This is a genomic window from Bacillus sp. FSL W8-1202 (assembly GCF_038006165.1).
GTDB lineage: Bacteria > Bacillota > Bacilli > Bacillales > Bacillaceae > Bacillus > Bacillus subtilis.
The window spans coordinates 2684708-2700359 of sequence record NZ_JBBOUR010000001.1 but is presented as its reverse complement, the minus strand read 5'-3'; the positions used below and the strand labels follow the sequence as shown (position 1 = coordinate 2700359).

Below are 15652 nucleotides of genomic sequence, written 5' to 3'. Positions count from 1 at the left end.
GAATCATTCCTGTATGTTTTTCACTTTTTTATCTTTTAAATTCAAGCCGTTCTTTTTCGCAATGTCCATAATGCGCTGCGGTTTGCTTAAATCAGCAACGCTTTTTTCGAGGTCACCAATTTGCTTATTTTCGGATGAAATTTGCTCCTCAAGCTTTTGCACCTCAATATTGGTTTGATATGCCGCATACGCCTTCGATACGATCAAAAGCGATACGCTGAGCACCGCCGCAGCAAAGAGGACAAGAAGCACTTTTTCTCCGAGAGTAATGGAAGCCCTTTTCTTGACAATCACTTTTTTCTCAGGACTGATCGCATGCCGCTGCTGTTTCTCTGGTTGGTAAGCTAAATTGCTCATAGGCTGATGACCTCCTTTTAATTTTGCGTTCGCGTTTCGTTATTTTCTTTTTTCAGCAATCCGAAGCTTGGCAGAACGAGCCCGGTTGTTCTCTTCAAGCTCTTCTTGAGATGCCGTAATCGGTTTTCGTGTGATGAGCTTCAGCTCCGGTTCAAACTCTTCTGGTATAACAGGAAGCCCCGGAGGAAGTTCCGGAAGCGACGACTTTTCTTTAAAAGTGGTTTTGCAAATTCTGTCTTCTAGCGAGTGGAAGGTAATGACTGATACCCTGCCCCCTGGCTTCAGAACCTCAATTGCCTGCTCCAAAGCTTCTTCAAACACCCTAAGTTCATCGTTTACGGCAATTCTGATTGCCTGAAACACGCGTTTAGCGGGATGTCCGCCGCTCCTTCTCGCTGGAGCGGGAATCGCGTCTTTTATTAGATCGACCAGTTGGCCCGTAGTTTGAATAGGAGACTTCATTCTTGCCTCCTCAATTTTTCTGGCGATCTGTTTACTGAACTTCTCTTCTCCGTATTTAAAGAAAATACGGACGAGATCCTCATAGCGCCACTCATTAACGACTTCTTTCGCCGTAAGCGTAGCCGACTGGTCCATCCTCATGTCCAACGGTGCGTCATGATGGTAACTGAATCCGCGCTCCGGTGTATCCAGCTGCGGAGAGGACACCCCTAAATCAAATAAAATGCCGTCTACTTCTGTAATGCCTTGTTCATTCAAACATTCTTTTAAATACCTGAAATTGCTTTTAATCAGAATGAGCTGTCCTTTATAATCGGACAACACTTCTTTAGCATGCTGTAATGCCGTATCATCTTGGTCAAAAGCGATTAAACGCCCCTTCTCGGATAACTGCTGCAATAAGTATGTACTGTGCCCAGCTCCGCCGAGTGTGCAGTCTACATATGTACCGTCCGGCTTAATATTGAGTCCGTCTACGGTTTCACGAAGAAGTACTGTCTTGTGTTGAAACATATTGTGTTGGTCCCACCTTTTATCAGGATGAATTGAAATTGTTTTTAGAGTGTTATACACGAAGAATCATTATATATCAAACCCAATCATGTTTTCAGCAATTTCAGCAAATGAATCTTCTTGCTCTTCTGTGTATTGTTCCCAAATTACTTTACTCCACAATTCAATTCGATTAGAAACCCCGATAACAACACATTCTTTTTCCAGTTTGGCGTAATTCAATAGAGATGATGCGATATTTACCCTGCCTTGCTTGTCCAGTTCGCATTCAGTCGCCCCTGAAAAGAAGAAACGGGTAAACGCGCGGGCATCTTTCTTTGTGAGAGGAAGAGCTTTTAGTTTTTCTTCAATTTGTTTCCATTCGTGCATAGGGTAGCCGAAGAGACATTGGTCAAGTCCTCTAGTCAGCACAAATTGCTCACCCAGGCCTTCTCTGAATTTAGCGGGTACGATCATGCGGCCTTTCGCATCGATGGTATGCTGATATTCACCCATAAACATGATCTCTTGCCCCACTTTCTCTCCTTAACTCACCACTATTCACCACTTCGCTCCACAACTTCATTTTACACTGTTTACCCATAAAAAAAAACCCTGAACTAGTCAGGGTTCTTTAAAACTTTATTTCAAAGTTTGACAACTTGATGTTGATTTTGAAAAGAAAATGGCAGATTCTTGAATGTCGTGAAGAATTTTGGACCGTACCTGTTCAAATAATACATAATATTCCAAATACGTTCCTGCGGCGCAAGCAGCGGCTTAATGCTATTTTGAATTCTTTCATAATCCTTCAAGACGTAGCCTTCTTTTTCTTCAATTCGCTTCGTCACCGTGCGCTCTAAGAATTGAAGCTGATCCTGAATAAAAGCGGCATTTTTCAGGAGTAAAGGTTCCATGCTTTGATCAACCTTTAACGCCTCCTGCCGGACTGTTTTGTGAATCGCTTCAATTTGGCTTTTCGCCTGATCCATCACCGCCGTAAACTCTTCCGGAATCTGGCGCTCGAAGTATGACTCTCTTTGATTCTCCGTACCGCGCTCAATCGCGTCTTGTAACGAGATATTCCGTTCAGCCAGTTTTTTCTCAATATGCCGCTCAAGTATCGTAATGTTCAGCCTTGGCATGACAGGAGGCATTTTGAAGCCCATCACCGCAAAAGCCTGTTTGAGCTCGCCCCAATAGTTGATTTCTCCAGGCCCTGCAATAAATGCTAAAGTCGGAATGAGAAATTCCTGCATTAACGGTCTCGTTACAACATTGTTGCTGAAACGCTCTGGATGTTCTTCTATATGTGTATGAAGTTCATCCATCGTCCATCCTAGATCAAGCTCTTTGATGACAAATCGGCCGTTATCTTTTTCAATTAAAAAACGCTCTTCTTCGTATTCATAAAACAGATTCGCCTGCTCTTTTCCGGACTCGATAATCGGTTTGTAGCCTGCTTGACGCATGAAGGCCTGCTGATCTGATACAGCCCGGGCGAGTTCATCATTTTCTCGAAGAATCTTTTGGAACATGGCCGTTTCCAGCTTTTTAATCCCCGGATCTCCAGAATTTAATAAAACTAAGCCCTCTTCTTGGAACAAATCCGCGATCAGCAGTTCAAAGAAGTCAGTAAACGTAACAGATTCCCTTAAACATCGTTTCACATTGTCTAGAAGTGTATTCGTATGGTCTGTTTCTTCAAAAGCGGCAAAAACATCATCTATCCACGCGGCACACTTTTCCTGATCAAGCGATGTACTCGCTGCTGATGATTTCTTCCAATAAGACTGAGGCAGCTTTTTTTTCACAGGCCCATTCTCTTCAGATGTGTGAACAAAATTAATCTCATCCAAATCGTGGTCTTCTCCAGCCACCCAGAAGATTGGTATGACAGGCACTTGCAGTTCCTTTTCTTGTTGCTTTGCTAAAACAATGATTGAAATGATTTTATGTATGGTGTAAAGCGGTCCTGTTAAAAGTCCTGCCTGCTGTCCGCCGACTACAGCGGCACTTGACGGATCCTTCAGCTTCTCAATAGCAGACTGCATCGCACTTGAACCGAATTTATTATGGTAAGAGGTTAAGTACGCCGCCAATTCCTCTCTTGCGAAAAACCGGGAAGATAAGTCTTCCAGTCTTTCGCGCCACATGTCCTTATGATGAATACTGTAATCAAAAAAAGAAGACATTTCTTCTTTGCCATCTATATAGTGCTGTACAAACACATTCTGATTTTTGATGGAAAGTTCAGTTAGCTGCATCTTCTAGAACTTCCTTTCTCCAATAAATAGTTAGTGATCCGAAATGAGTATAGCATGTTACCGAAAAAGCTCAAAAGACTTTGTTTGTATTTCGCTCCAATGCTTTGATGCTGCCATATAAAAACTCTAGGTGGACGGCATCAAGACCTTGAAGACTTGCTTCCTTCAATAAGTATCCGATAATGGCGTCAGCTTCCGTCTGCCGGCCTCCAATGACGTCAACCAGCATTGATGAACGATTCTCTTTCGTTTGTCCACAAACAGCCTGAACCCGCTCCCAAGCCTTTTCTTCATTTTCAAGTTTTAAAATGCGGCATGCCTCCTGAAATACCAGCTTCATAAAAGCCAGATAAGCTGGCGTTGTCAGCAGTTCTCCATTTTTCACCTGCAATAACGCAGTTAAAGGATTAATACACGCATTTACAATCAGCTTGTCCGTCAGCAGACGGTACCAATCCGTCTCATAATAAATCGGAAAATCCGAATGGTTATGCTGAAACATGATGTTCAGCCGGTCTGGTTCAGCATCGTCGAACGCGCTCCATTTTATCGCACCTATGCCTGTATGATCAACAGCTGTATCCGATTTTCTTACAGCTCCGTGCTCAACGATTCCAACATAAATGGAATGGCCAACGTGCCAGTCTTTTAGGTCGTGGATATGCCCCATGCCGTTTTGCAAAAATAATATATTCGTCTTCCCGATCCGTTCAAGCGACGAAAAAACAGACTGAAGCTGATGCTGCTTCACTGTCACGACAAGCAGGTCAAAGTCCGAATCGATACTCGTGTCCGCACTGCAATCAGCCCTGAAATCCTCCCCGCCTTTATAAAGCCGGATTCCTTCAGACCGAATGGCCGCAGCCTGTTCTTGCCGCCTCGTCACAACAGTCACGTCGTGATAAAGTGACAAATAATAGGCGCATAAAAGACCGACGGAGCCTCCGCCGATAATTCCAATTTTCATGATGTCACACCCAATTTAGCATTTACGTATTATCATAGCAGAAGTAAGAAGAAATTACTTCTCAAAGATCCCATGTGCTTAAAATTAAAGTTTAAATATTTGGATTTTTTAAATAAAGCGTTTACAATATATACAGAAACAACAAAGGGGGAGATTTGTTTGACAAAGGTAGAACGTCTGCTTATCAACTATAAAACGCTGGAAGAATTCAAGAAATTCAAAGAATACGGCATTCAGGAGCTTTCAATGCTTGAAGAACTTCAGGATAATATTATTGAAAATGACAGCACCTCGCCTTTTTACGGGATTTATTTTGGCGATAAACTTGTAGCACGAATGAGCCTGTATCAAGTTAACGGCAAATCGAATCCCTATTTTGACAACCGCCAGGATTATTTGGAGCTGTGGAAGCTTGAGGTTCTTCCGGGCTACCAGAACAGGGGATACGGGAGAGCCTTGGTTGAATTTGCAAAATCATTCAAAATGCCGATCCGGACAAATCCGAGAATGAAATCAGCGGAATTTTGGAACAAAATGAACTTTAAAACTGTTAAGTATGATATGGCGCGGGACAAAGGGGAAAACCCGCTCATCTGGCATCCTGATATGGATCATGAAATGACACCGGGAGAGTCTGCATAGAAATCAAAACAACCGGCCTATTCTTACTATAGGGCCGGTTCATTTCAGGCGTTTCTTTACGTTTCTTGAGCCGCTTTTTTCATTCTTCCGTCTTCCTTCGAAACAACCATTTTTCTGGCCCGATCCATGATATCGATCAGTGCCTTGTAATCCTCTTCTGTCATCTCTAGCTGATTCCGCAATGTCTGATTTTCACTCCGCAAATCCTCAAGCTCTTTTTGCAGCGATTGAATTTGCTCCTTCAATTTTTCCCTTTCAAGCTGAAATTCTTGTGCAGACGGTGCTTCTTTGAATTGTTCGAGAAATTGAATGACATCCTGAATGGACAAATCTCGTTTTCCTTCCGACGATGCCGAGGCAGTCTGCTTCATGGAATTCGGCATATTGACCGAATGAACGCCGATTTGCTTTCTCAGTTCTTTCCTTTGCTTTTTTGCAAGCTCTATACCTGACTGGTATTGTTTTCTCACATACGAGTTCCACCTGAAACCACAGGCTGCCGCGGTTCTGGTCAGCGCCCTTCCTACCTCCTCAAAGGCTGAGAGCTGTGTTCCTCCCTCTCGAATATGACGAAGCACCACTTCTGCCAGCAGCAAATCCTCATCCTGAGTCCAAGCATCTTGTCTTGTAATGGTCAAATTCAATCTCCCTCCATGTCAGCTTATTTATCTCATACATATGCCGGTAATAGATTAGATAGACTATTTGCACTCACAAATTTTCCGCAAGCTGACAGGAAGAGAAAAAGAAAAAGCGCAGGGCTTTCACCCTGCGCTTTTCTCATTAGTTACTTTTTACATTTATGTCTTTGCCGTTGTATGATCCGCATGCTTTGCATACACGGTGAGACAACTTCATCTCTCCGCATGACGGACATTCTGTCATACCAGGTACATTAAGTTTGAAATGTGTACGGCGCAATCTTTTCTTCATTTTAGAAGTTCTTCTAAAAGGTACAGCCATTATTCCCACCTCCTTAAAGAGTTAAGATTCATCATCTTGTTTTAAGAGCTTTTCAAGGGCTGCAAGTCTCGGATCAACTTGATTCTTCTTGTCTTCTTCCGAAATGACTTGCCAATCCTTTCCTTCTTGAGGAGCAGCTCCTTTTTCTTGTTCAGATTCACAAAAGATTTGCATAGGGATTTCTAAAAGAATTTCTTCTTTCACGATCGGAGTTAAGTCGATAGTATCGTCCTCAACAATGTGAACGTCATCATCTTCTATATCATCCGTGTGATGAAATATAAACAGTTCTTTTGTTGAAATTTCAAATGGATACGGGACATCAACGAGTGTTCTTGAGCATGGCAAAATCATTTCGCCTGAAATTGTAAAATCAAACGAAACCTGTTTGGATTTGATATCCGCTCTGCCCTTCACCCGGACGGGAGAAATGCGGCGAATGTCAGAATTCAGCTTTGTCAGCTCATTTAACTCAACTGTTTCATCAAACTCAAAACTTTGTTTTGGCATTTGATGCAGCTGATAAATCGTCCATTTCATTTGTATCACCTCAGGAAAGCAACAAACATGATTATAGCTTTTAAGATTGTTTTTGTCAATATTTTTTCTTTACAGCATAATGCTGCCATTGAAGTATCGTTGACAGCGGAATATGCTATGCATACACTTAAAACAAAAATAAGGCGTAAGAGTTTTCATTTGCAAATGTACCATACGTTTTTAAACATAGCAAGAAAGGCGGAAAAAATATGAAAGCTGTCGGATTGGTGGTTGAATATAATCCCTTTCATAACGGTCACCTTTATCATGCCCAAACAGCAAAGCTGCAAACCGGATGTGACACGGCTGTCGCGGTCATGAGCGGACATTTTTTACAGCGCGGGGAACCCGCTGTTGTATCAAAATGGGCCCGAACAAAAATGGCGCTGCAAAGCGGAGTTGATCTTGTCATTGAGCTGCCTTATCTTTATGCCGTGCAAAAAGCAGACATTTTTGCACGCGGCAGTGTTTCCATCCTGAACGAACTTGAATGTGAGGCGCTGTTTTTCGGGAGTGAAAATGGGGATATCAAGCCTTTTTTAGAAACAGCACAGCTTATTGATGAGCATAAACATATATTGAATGACCGAATTAAAGAAGAACTTAAAAAGGGGGCCAGTTACCCAGCAGCGGCGGCTATCGCCTTCAGCTCCATTTTGCATACTGAAAGTGCACTTGACTTGTCAAAACCAAATAACATTTTGGGATACCAGTATGTGACCTCGATTCTAACCGGGGGATATCCTATGAAACCTTATACTACGGCACGAATCTCTTCGGACTATCATGATGCCGATCTCCCTGAAGGCGAAAACCATATAGCAAGTGCCACAAGCATTAGAAAAGCGATGATTGGCCAGAATCTCGAAGCCTGCCTTCGTTTTCTCCCTGCTGCATCTGCACGTGAATTAGCAGCTTACCGCAAATCTTTCGGATTGTGGCATACACCTGAAAGCTACTTTTCTTACTTAAAATACAGCCTTTCAACTGTAACGGCACGGGAATTACAGCAAGTATACGAGGTGGAGGAAGGTTTAGAGCACAGAATTATTCGTTCGATCAGAAAATCCAGCTCCTATCAGGAATTTATGGAACTGCTGAAAACAAAACGCTATACGTGGACAAGGCTCCAGCGGATGAATACACACATTTTAACCAGAACAAAAAAACAGGATATGCAAAAGCTGCTTGACAACGATAAGGCGCCGTATATCAGGCTTCTCGGCATGACGAAAAAAGGACAGGCTTATTTATCCGAAAAGAAAAAAGCACTGTCTGTTCCGCTTGTCAGCAAACTGTCCTCTTTCTCCCATCCAGCTCTCGATCTGGACGTAAAAGCAAGCAGGATTTACAGCCTGCCAATAGAAGAGCCGCTGAGAACTGAGTTTGACCTGCAGGAATACGGACATGCACCGATTCGATATGATGAAGATGAACAACACTTTTTAAATGTATAGAAAAAGCACCTGAGAATCAGGTGCTTTTCGCTTTCAGCTTATTCAAATAATCAATTGCATCCTGCATGGTATCAACAGGCACAATCTTCATATCTGAATCAATATCTTTTGCTGTTTTTACTGCGTTCTTATAATCGGAATTGCTGGCGCCGTTTTGATTTGGCGCGAAGAAAATGTCTTTTCCGGCTTTGTCTGCGGCGACGACTTTTTGATCAATGCCGCCGATCGGGCCTACTTTTCCGTCAACATCAATGGTACCTGTTCCCGCAATATCGTAGCCTTTTGTTTCGTCTGGTTTTGTCAGCTGATTATAGATTTCAAGGGACATCATTAACCCTGCTGACGGGCCGCCAATATTTTCGATTTCAAAATCAATATCAGGCTCTACCTTCACGTTTCTGTCTGTATAAAGCGAAACTCCGATTCCTGCCCGATCCGGCTCATCAGGAAATTGTTTTAACGTAAGGGTGACACGCTTTTCTTTTTCTTCTCTTTCGATCTTTAACGTGACTTTATCTCCCGCTTTTTTGCTGCTGATATAATCAATCAGCTTTTCAGCAGACTGATAGTTTTTGCCGTCTGCGCTGATGATTTTATCACCGACTTCTATTTTCCCTTTTGCCGGCATGTTTTCTACAACTGAGCTTGCGTATATGCCGTTAAAGGAATAGCTGACTTTTTTTCCTGCCTTTTGATAGGCGGCTATAACCGCATTTTCTTGCGAACTTTTCATCATTTGGAGCTGTCTTTTCATATACTCCTTATCTGACTCGCCTTCCTCCTTAATGCTCTCATCAGGAACAATTTCATAATAAGGGTGCATCTTTGCCCACACATATGTAAACGGATTAGCCGGTCCCACTTTAACAGTCATTAAGGACAGGCTTCCTTTTTCCGGGTAGCCTCCCTCCACTTTTATCAATGAAGCAAGCTCTGTCGCTTCTCCCGGTTTTGTAATATAGTATGGAAGTTTTATAAATGATAAAACGGCGATCAGTATGAGGATGACGAGCATCCAGCTAAAATGTTTTTTACGTAGCAAATTATGAGTCCTCCCAATTCTCTATTTCTTTTCTTATCTTGCTGATCATTCGGTTTGTCGCCTCTTCGCCTGCCGATATCATTTCTTCAATATTGGCAAACGAGCTTGAGCTGTATGTTTCAAGGGAAGGGCGAATCATGATATCTGCGGCAATTGTTTGATGCCGCACTAATTCATTTTGCAGTATATCCATACTTTGCATAATCACATCAAAAATATGCACTGCTGTTTCAGTTTTTCGAACCCTGGAAACATCCGAAGCGATGATAATATCAGCTCCCATGTCTTTCACAACAGAAACCGGAATTCGATCGACGACCGCGCCGTCTACAAGAAGGCGTCCGTCCAGCCGCTGCGGAATAAAGATACCCGGGATGCTGATGCTGGCCCTCACTGCATCTGACACTGATCCTTTTCGGAACACAATCTTTTCTCCCGTCTGTAGATCACACGCAACAATGCCCAGCGGGATTTGGAGCTCTTCAATCGGTTTTCCGAATGTATAAGCATGCACAAGCTGTCTGACGCGGTCACCTTTTAAAAAACCGAGCTTCGGCACCGTATAATCAGCATAAAGCCTTCGTTTAAAGGCTTTGGCTACTTTTTTCATCGTTGCCACGTCATGTCCGGCGGCGTAAAAACTGCCCACCAAAGCGCCCATGCTGCTTCCTGCAATCATATCCACTTCAATTTGGTGCTTATGTAAACTGGAAAGCACACCGAGATGAGCAAGCCCTCTGGCCCCTCCCGATCCTAACGCTAACCCGATTTTAGGTTTGGCCAAAGCGTTAACCTCCTGCCTGAATTCCCTGTATACCGAATTCTATGGTCTAAACTGAACGCCTATGCTCGTATATTAGTACAAAGAATCAAGAGGACAGGTACTGCTTGGCCGTTTTACATCATACATTATTTTATCATGATATACATGTCATTGGGCATTTTTAGCATCGGGGAGGTAAGAATGAACTTGTCGAAGATTAATACACTTTTGATTGCCTCGTTTTTTCTTTTTTTAACAGCGACTGTCATCTCACATCCACAGGCCTCATTCGAAGCCTCTAAAACCGGGCTGTCTATGTGGTGGGAGGTTGTGTTTCCGTCATTGCTGCCATTTTTTATTCTGTCCGAACTCTTAATCGGCTTTGGCATTGTGCGATTTGTCGGTGTTTTGCTTGAGCCTTTTATGCGGCCGATCTTTCGCGTGCCGGGTGTCGGCGGCTTCGTTCTTGCTATGGGAATGGCATCAGGAAACCCAGCGGGAGTAAAACTCACTGCCCGTCTGCGGCAGGAAAATCAGATTTCAAGAGTAGAGGCAGAACGGCTCGCGTCGTTTACCAATTCTTCAAACCCGCTCTTTATTTTCGGCGCTGTTGCCGTCGGTTTCTTTCAAAACGCGTCACTAGGCATTTTATTAGCTTCTGCACACTATTTGGGGAATCTGGCTGTCGGTTTAACAATGCGTTCCTATGGCCGCAAGGAAGAGCAGCATCTCAAAAGAAAGAAAACGATACCTTTCCCTTCAGTCAAAGATGCTTTACACGCTCTTCATACCGCCAGACTTGCAGAAAAACGGCCTTTGGGCAAAATTTTAGGAGACGCCGTGACGTCTTCTGTTCAAACGCTTCTTATGATAGGCGGCTTTATTATTTTATTTTCTGTCTTCAATCGGCTGTTGTCAGTGGTCCAGCTGACTGATGTTTTGTCTGTTTTCACAAAAGGAGCACTGACTTTGTTTCAGCTTCCGACTCAATTGGACATTCCGCTTTTATCAGGGATGTTTGAAATTACATTAGGCAGCAAGCTTGTCAGCGAGACAGATGTTTCTCTTCTGCAAAAAGCCATTATCGTCAGCTTTATTCTCGGGTTTAGCGGCTTTTCCGTACAAGCTCAGGTGGCAGGTATTTTATCGGAAACCGACATTAGATTTAAACCATTCTTTATCGCACGTTTGCTGCAGGGCGTTTATGCCGCTGTCTTCGTCATGCTTTTATGGAAACCTCTTTACACGGCATGGCATGATCCGTATCAGTATGTATTTAAATCTCTTAACAGCAGTGACATGCCAACTGCCTTTATAAACGGCTGGAATCTGCTTGTGCAGATCGGACCTGCTGTCACACTATGCGCGCTGTTTACGTACATTATCATTTTTTCTTACAGACTGACAAACGGAACAAAAAAAGGATGAGTCAAAACCCTCATCCTTGTCTGAATTTTTGCTGAAGCGCCAGCTCTACTTCCGGCGGTACAAACTCTGATACCGAGCCGTTGTATCTTGCCACTTCTTTTACGATGCTTGAACTTAGAAACGAATATTGATTGTTTGTCATCATAAAAAACGTCTCAATAGATTCATCAAGCACCCGGTTTACTGATGTCCCCTGCATCTCGTATTCAAAATCAGATACAGCTCTCAAGCCTCTTAAAATCGCTTTCGCATTTTTTCTTTTTGCATAATCAATTAACAGGCCTTGCGATGTTTCAACTGTTATGTTCGGAATGTCTTTTGTGACTTCTCTCAGAAGCTCACACCGTTCTTCCACACTGAACAAAGGCTTTTTTGAAGAATTATTCAGCACACATACATACACTTGTTCAAAAATATGCGCCCCGCGTTTGATGATGTCCAGATGCCCGTAGGTCACCGGATCAAAACTGCCGGGACAGACAGCTATACTCGCCACCTCACTACCCCCTCTTTTTATAAATCGCCACACCTGTAAGCCCATAGGTTTCTCTTCTTGTCATCACAAGTTCTCCTACGGTTTCGGGAAGCTCGACCTCTCTGTCATGCTCAGCGACGATAAAGCCGTCTTCTTCCAGCATTTGATATTCGTCAATCATCGTTAAAAGCGCGTTCAGCTTTTGTTCCTTATACGGCGGATCGAGAAAAATTCCGCGAAAGCCGGTTTCTCTTTTAGCAGCAGCGTGCAAAGCACGTTCCGCATCATTGCGGTATACCTGTGCTTGTTTTGTAAGCTCCAGCGTTTTCAAATTAGATTTTACCGTTTGAATCGCTTTAAAATCACGGTCAACGAATATACAATGCTCAAACCCGCGTGAAAGCGCTTCGATTCCAAGACCTCCGCTCCCTGCGAATAAGTCAAGTCCCCTGCCCCCGTCAAAATAAGGGCCGATCATATTGAAAATGGATTCCTTCACTTTGTCGGTTGTCGGTCTTGTTGATGTTCCGGGTACAGCCTTTAGTGAACGGCCTTTTTTTGATCCAGAAATTACTCTCATGTTCCACACCACTTTTTCTAAAAGCTATTTTGTTTCTTTATTCGGCCGGACGCCGCTATGTACATAGAAAAAAATCAATCCTATCTTAACATAAAGCATTCTTCCAAACAATGAACGCTAATCTTGATAAACAGGTGTATAGGCAGCATGATCCTTGTCCATACTATAAGCAACAGCATCTAGAGGATGTTGTTGCCAACCGCGGAGAAGACTTACGTTTCCCCATAAGTTCTTCCTCCGGTTTCTCCTCTCCCTTTGCCTTCTCCTTAACATATTAAGGAATAGAAGGACCCCGCAGATGCCTGCGGGGATTTTTTTATAGCTATATGCCGATTTTATAATCGTATTCTTTTGCCTTATCAAGCTTTGACTCGAATTCCAATTTTAAAAACGGTTTATAAGAAGGCTCCACTTTTTTCACAAATGAGTAAGACGCAATCTTGTCCATTGTTTTTTCAATTTGGTTCATATCACAGTATAGTACGACATATTTTAATCGTTTTGATACATAGTGCACATTCCCGAACTTCCTCAACATTTTGCTTTGCTTTAGGGAGTGCAGATACACAACCATGCCTTGGCGCCTATTCTCCAATACAATCACCTGCCTGTTTTCTCTTATATGTAAAAGACGAGACGGCCAGTCTCGTCAGGACACTTTACATCCGCAGCTTCCGCCTGAACCGCAGCCGCCTCCGCATGAAGACAAACCGTCAAAATAAGGGTTCCCAGTCGGAACTTTCACATGCTCCGAAACAGCTGTCCCAATCTCGACGCTGACCTCATCAAGAATGGACTGGAGCTCATTTTCAGCTCTCTTGAAGTCAGCCACCTTATCGTTCAGGTCCAGCTCACGTTTGATCTCCCTCATTTTCCGGGATATTTCTCTATAGTCAGGATGATATTTGCCAAAACGCTGTACATCCTCATACTGCTCTTTTATTTTGATAAAAGAACGAATAATCCGACCTGCCTCTTCATCTTCCTGGAGACGCTTGTAACAATTGCGGTAGTTCTCAGCCGTCTCCGACTGCAGAATCATCTCGGCAAGCTGCTGAGCTTCACTTTGAAGCCGCACGGATTCCATCGTCGCATACATAACATGCACCTCCAGTTGTTAGTTTACCATGAAACCAGCCAATTGGAAAATGCTTAACCGCAGCCGCCAACAAAACCTTATGACCGCATGAAAAAAGACCCTTTTTCAGGGTCTTTTAATCTTTTGTCCGCATCGCTTGAAACATTTGCATCATCATTTGCGCCATTTGAATCCCGTTCGTAAACTGATTCACCCGATGCGGAATGGTTTTTTCATAAAAATTCATCATTTCAAGCTGAAAGGAGGACAGATCATCCGGTTTTCTTGAAAGTCTGCGGTACCATATCGGCTGTTCTCTGATGAATCGTTTCCGTTCTTCGTTTGCTAAAATATATTCCTGAACCTCTTTGCGCATATGAGCTCCCCTTTTTTAATCCTTTCGAAAAGAAAAAGGATGCTGTCCAGAACCTGGCTGAGAATGCTTCTGTCCGCTTCCGGAAAATGTATTAAGAAGGCTTTGCAACGATGAGATCGACTGGCTCATTTTATTGATTTGTTCGTTCATTTGATTGACATCCATCTTTTTCACCGCTGTCACCATTTTCGAGACAAAATCATTTTTTTGCGGTGTTTCAGGCACAGCTTCAGAAGCTTCTTCCGGTTCCCGATACGGATCCCAAATCGGGTCGCTCTCCCCGAAGAGGACCCAATTTTCATATACGTCCTGCCAGCTTCTTTGTTCTTTGCGCACTTCTTTTATCAGCTTGGGATGCTTTTTGACGAATTGTTTAAAGTCATTGATTGAATGATTGGCATGTTGATTCGCCACAATCCTCACCCCCTCCGAAAATCGTTACCTACTACAATGTATCGTTTTGTCGGGCATTGTGTTCGCCTATATTCATTCCCAAATGAATTTTTAGCGATATCCCTATACACTGGTGAAAAAGCCTGACTGAAGGGATGGGAAACGGCCTTATCTGTAAGCTATCAGCACATTCATTCAGACCAGCTTGTATGGAAATAGAAAAAGCCGGGAACCATTCGTCCGCGGCTTTCATTACCATCGTTTAATAAAATTTTGGGTGTAATATTTTCGGTCTACTCCGACTCCAAGATGCGTATAATCTGAATTCAGAAGCGCTTTTCGATGGCCTTCGCTATTCAGCCAGCCTTCTACAGCGGCCGGACCGTCCACATAATTGTATGCGATATTTTCTCCCGCTTGCTGAAAGTCAACATGCCCTTCTTCTAAGCGGTCTTTCAGCGTGCCGTATTTTTTGGAGACATGGGAGAAATAATTATTTTCTTTCATATCCTCACTATGTCCGAAGGCCACTTCCGCCGTCGGCTGATCCCACTCAAGCTTTGCAAGCCCATGTTTAACACGTATGACATTCGTCAAATCAAGGATTTGCTTTTCGCTCGTCGTTTGGATCTTTTTCCATTTCTCATCTGAAACGGCTTTCGGTTTAATTAATTCCCCGCGGTACACTACCTCATAAGGTCTTTGCTTTACAAAGGTTTGCGCATCAAACGCCCTGATGCTGGATAGCTTCCCCTCAAATTTGTCCATATACAGCTGGACATACATCTTTCCTACCTTTACAGTCGGTCTTGTATTGATATCCTCTTCAGAAAATTCAAACCGATAGGAATTTCCTTTATACTCTACATTCACAAATGGTGCCACCTGGGTGGTCTTGAATACTTCGCCAGTTGATTCTCCAATTTTGAAAGGCTTGGCGTTAATATCATTACCCGACGCGAATAATGTGACCACTTTATTGTTTAATACCCCGATTTGGATATATTGATCCTTACCTTGATTGTATACCCACCAATCGTAATCATAAGCCGAAGGGTCAATACGTTCAGGTTCCCCAAGCTTTTTCGTTACTTCATCGGCGGGCTTGCCCATGAAGGACAATAACCCTGAAGTCGGCATATGTATTCGTTTGCCGCTTTGCGCTTCCTCATTCGACACCTGAGGCTCGCTGTCATTTGATTTCTTTTCAGGAACAGATCCATATTGAATAAACAGAACATAGGTTCCGCAGATAATCAAAAGGATAACCATTGCTCTCAATATATTTTTCAATCTATCACCCCCGTGGCGATTCACAATCTTTTGCTTACATCCCATTACAATACAGCCTATTTAACATGTCAAAGATT

Annotated in this window: 21 protein-coding genes; 4 read left to right on the top strand and 17 right to left on the bottom strand. The window is 43.1% G+C overall.

Annotated elements, in window-relative coordinates:
- Nucleotides 1–3: 3 nt before the first annotated feature.
- The 5 genes from ftsL to NSQ09_RS14100 form a co-directional block, all read right to left on the bottom strand.
- Nucleotides 4–357 carry a cell division protein FtsL gene (ftsL, locus tag NSQ09_RS14120; RefSeq protein ID WP_003232200.1) on the bottom strand — a complete coding sequence of 118 codons (354 nt, stop codon included), beginning with the start codon at nucleotides 355–357 and terminating at the stop codon, nucleotides 4–6.
- 39 nt (nucleotides 358–396) lie between these two features.
- On the bottom strand, nucleotides 397–1332 hold the full coding sequence (rsmH, locus tag NSQ09_RS14115) for a 16S rRNA (cytosine(1402)-N(4))-methyltransferase RsmH (protein WP_015715844.1): 936 nt from the start codon (nucleotides 1330–1332) through the stop codon (nucleotides 397–399).
- A 69-nt stretch (nucleotides 1333–1401) separates the two neighbouring features.
- Nucleotides 1402–1833, bottom strand: coding sequence for a division/cell wall cluster transcriptional repressor MraZ (gene mraZ, locus NSQ09_RS14110; protein WP_003221402.1), 432 nt, complete (start codon nucleotides 1831–1833; stop codon nucleotides 1402–1404).
- A 125-nt stretch (nucleotides 1834–1958) separates the two neighbouring features.
- Nucleotides 1959–3578, bottom strand: coding sequence for a bacillithiol biosynthesis cysteine-adding enzyme BshC (gene bshC / locus NSQ09_RS14105; protein ID WP_121591777.1), 1620 nt, complete (start codon nucleotides 3576–3578; stop codon nucleotides 1959–1961).
- A gap of 70 nt (nucleotides 3579–3648) precedes the next feature.
- On the bottom strand, nucleotides 3649–4545 hold the full coding sequence (locus NSQ09_RS14100) for a 2-dehydropantoate 2-reductase (RefSeq protein WP_017694819.1): 897 nt from the start codon (nucleotides 4543–4545) through the stop codon (nucleotides 3649–3651).
- A gap of 159 nt (nucleotides 4546–4704) precedes the next feature.
- Here NSQ09_RS14100 and NSQ09_RS14095 point away from each other — a divergent pair, with 159 nt between their 5' ends.
- Nucleotides 4705–5187 carry an N-acetyltransferase gene (locus tag NSQ09_RS14095; RefSeq protein WP_014476736.1) on the top strand — a complete coding sequence of 161 codons (483 nt, stop codon included), beginning with the start codon at nucleotides 4705–4707 and terminating at the stop codon, nucleotides 5185–5187.
- Nucleotides 5188–5243: 56 nt separating this feature from the next.
- On the opposite strand, the gene gerR is transcribed toward NSQ09_RS14095, so the two are convergent.
- The 3 genes from gerR to NSQ09_RS14080 form a co-directional block, all read right to left on the bottom strand.
- Nucleotides 5244–5825, bottom strand: coding sequence for a sporulation specific transcriptional regulator GerR (gerR, locus tag NSQ09_RS14090; RefSeq protein ID WP_015383592.1), 582 nt, complete (start codon nucleotides 5823–5825; stop codon nucleotides 5244–5246).
- A 145-nt stretch (nucleotides 5826–5970) separates the two neighbouring features.
- The gene (gene rpmF / locus NSQ09_RS14085) at nucleotides 5971–6150 is read right to left on the bottom strand and encodes a 50S ribosomal protein L32 (RefSeq protein WP_003154457.1); all 180 of its coding nucleotides are present in this window, start codon (nucleotides 6148–6150) and stop codon (nucleotides 5971–5973) included.
- Nucleotides 6151–6171: 21 nt separating this feature from the next.
- On the bottom strand, nucleotides 6172–6690 hold the full coding sequence (locus NSQ09_RS14080) for a YceD family protein (protein WP_014479718.1): 519 nt from the start codon (nucleotides 6688–6690) through the stop codon (nucleotides 6172–6174).
- A 27-nt stretch (nucleotides 6691–6717) separates the two neighbouring features.
- Here NSQ09_RS14080 and NSQ09_RS14075 point away from each other — a divergent pair, with 27 nt between their 5' ends.
- The gene (locus tag NSQ09_RS14075; protein ID WP_003232215.1) at nucleotides 6718–6903 is read left to right on the top strand and encodes a hypothetical protein; all 186 of its coding nucleotides are present in this window, start codon (nucleotides 6718–6720) and stop codon (nucleotides 6901–6903) included.
- Nucleotides 6900–8147, top strand: coding sequence for a nucleotidyltransferase (locus tag NSQ09_RS14070; protein WP_003244707.1), 1248 nt, complete (start codon nucleotides 6900–6902; stop codon nucleotides 8145–8147). Before NSQ09_RS14075 ends, NSQ09_RS14070 begins: the two co-directional genes overlap by 4 nt.
- Before the next feature lie 16 nt (nucleotides 8148–8163).
- On the opposite strand, the gene ddcP is transcribed toward NSQ09_RS14070, so the two are convergent.
- Complete coding sequence (gene ddcP, locus NSQ09_RS14065) at nucleotides 8164–9189, bottom strand: protease DdcP (RefSeq protein ID WP_014476730.1); 1026 nt, start codon at nucleotides 9187–9189, stop codon at nucleotides 8164–8166.
- A gap of 1 nt (nucleotide 9190) precedes the next feature.
- Nucleotides 9191–9973 carry a patatin family protein gene (locus NSQ09_RS14060; protein WP_017694818.1) on the bottom strand — a complete coding sequence of 261 codons (783 nt, stop codon included), beginning with the start codon at nucleotides 9971–9973 and terminating at the stop codon, nucleotides 9191–9193.
- Nucleotides 9974–10153: 180 nt separating this feature from the next.
- Here NSQ09_RS14060 and spoVV point away from each other — a divergent pair, with 180 nt between their 5' ends.
- Nucleotides 10154–11380: a dipicolinic acid transporter SpoVV gene (spoVV, locus tag NSQ09_RS14055; protein WP_017694817.1), complete on the top strand. Its 1227-nt coding sequence runs from the start codon at nucleotides 10154–10156 to the stop codon at nucleotides 11378–11380.
- Nucleotides 11381–11390: 10 nt separating this feature from the next.
- Here spoVV and coaD read toward each other — a convergent pair whose 3' ends face one another.
- From coaD to NSQ09_RS14020, 7 genes are all read right to left on the bottom strand, one after another.
- Entirely contained in the window at nucleotides 11391–11876 is a 486-nt protein-coding gene (gene coaD, locus NSQ09_RS14050; protein WP_003245283.1) for a pantetheine-phosphate adenylyltransferase, read from the bottom strand.
- Nucleotides 11877–11880: 4 nt separating this feature from the next.
- Entirely contained in the window at nucleotides 11881–12435 is a 555-nt protein-coding gene (gene rsmD / locus NSQ09_RS14045; RefSeq protein WP_017694816.1) for a 16S rRNA (guanine(966)-N(2))-methyltransferase RsmD, read from the bottom strand.
- A gap of 322 nt (nucleotides 12436–12757) precedes the next feature.
- A complete protein-coding gene (locus NSQ09_RS14040; RefSeq protein WP_015715839.1) occupies nucleotides 12758–13030 on the bottom strand; it encodes a YlbG family protein in 273 nt (90 codons plus the stop codon).
- A gap of 54 nt (nucleotides 13031–13084) precedes the next feature.
- On the bottom strand, nucleotides 13085–13534 hold the full coding sequence (ricF, locus tag NSQ09_RS14035) for a regulatory iron-sulfur-containing complex subunit RicF (RefSeq protein WP_003221370.1): 450 nt from the start codon (nucleotides 13532–13534) through the stop codon (nucleotides 13085–13087).
- Nucleotides 13535–13649: 115 nt separating this feature from the next.
- Nucleotides 13650–13889 (bottom strand): YlbE-like family protein, encoded by a 240-nt coding sequence (locus tag NSQ09_RS14030; protein ID WP_003232231.1) that lies wholly within the window; start codon nucleotides 13887–13889, stop codon nucleotides 13650–13652.
- Nucleotides 13890–13904: 15 nt separating this feature from the next.
- On the bottom strand, nucleotides 13905–14303 hold the full coding sequence (locus tag NSQ09_RS14025; RefSeq protein ID WP_003232233.1) for a YlbD family protein: 399 nt from the start codon (nucleotides 14301–14303) through the stop codon (nucleotides 13905–13907).
- A 231-nt stretch (nucleotides 14304–14534) separates the two neighbouring features.
- The gene (locus tag NSQ09_RS14020; protein ID WP_041335865.1) at nucleotides 14535–15575 is read right to left on the bottom strand and encodes a CAP domain-containing protein; all 1041 of its coding nucleotides are present in this window, start codon (nucleotides 15573–15575) and stop codon (nucleotides 14535–14537) included.
- Nucleotides 15576–15652 lie beyond the last annotated feature (77 nt).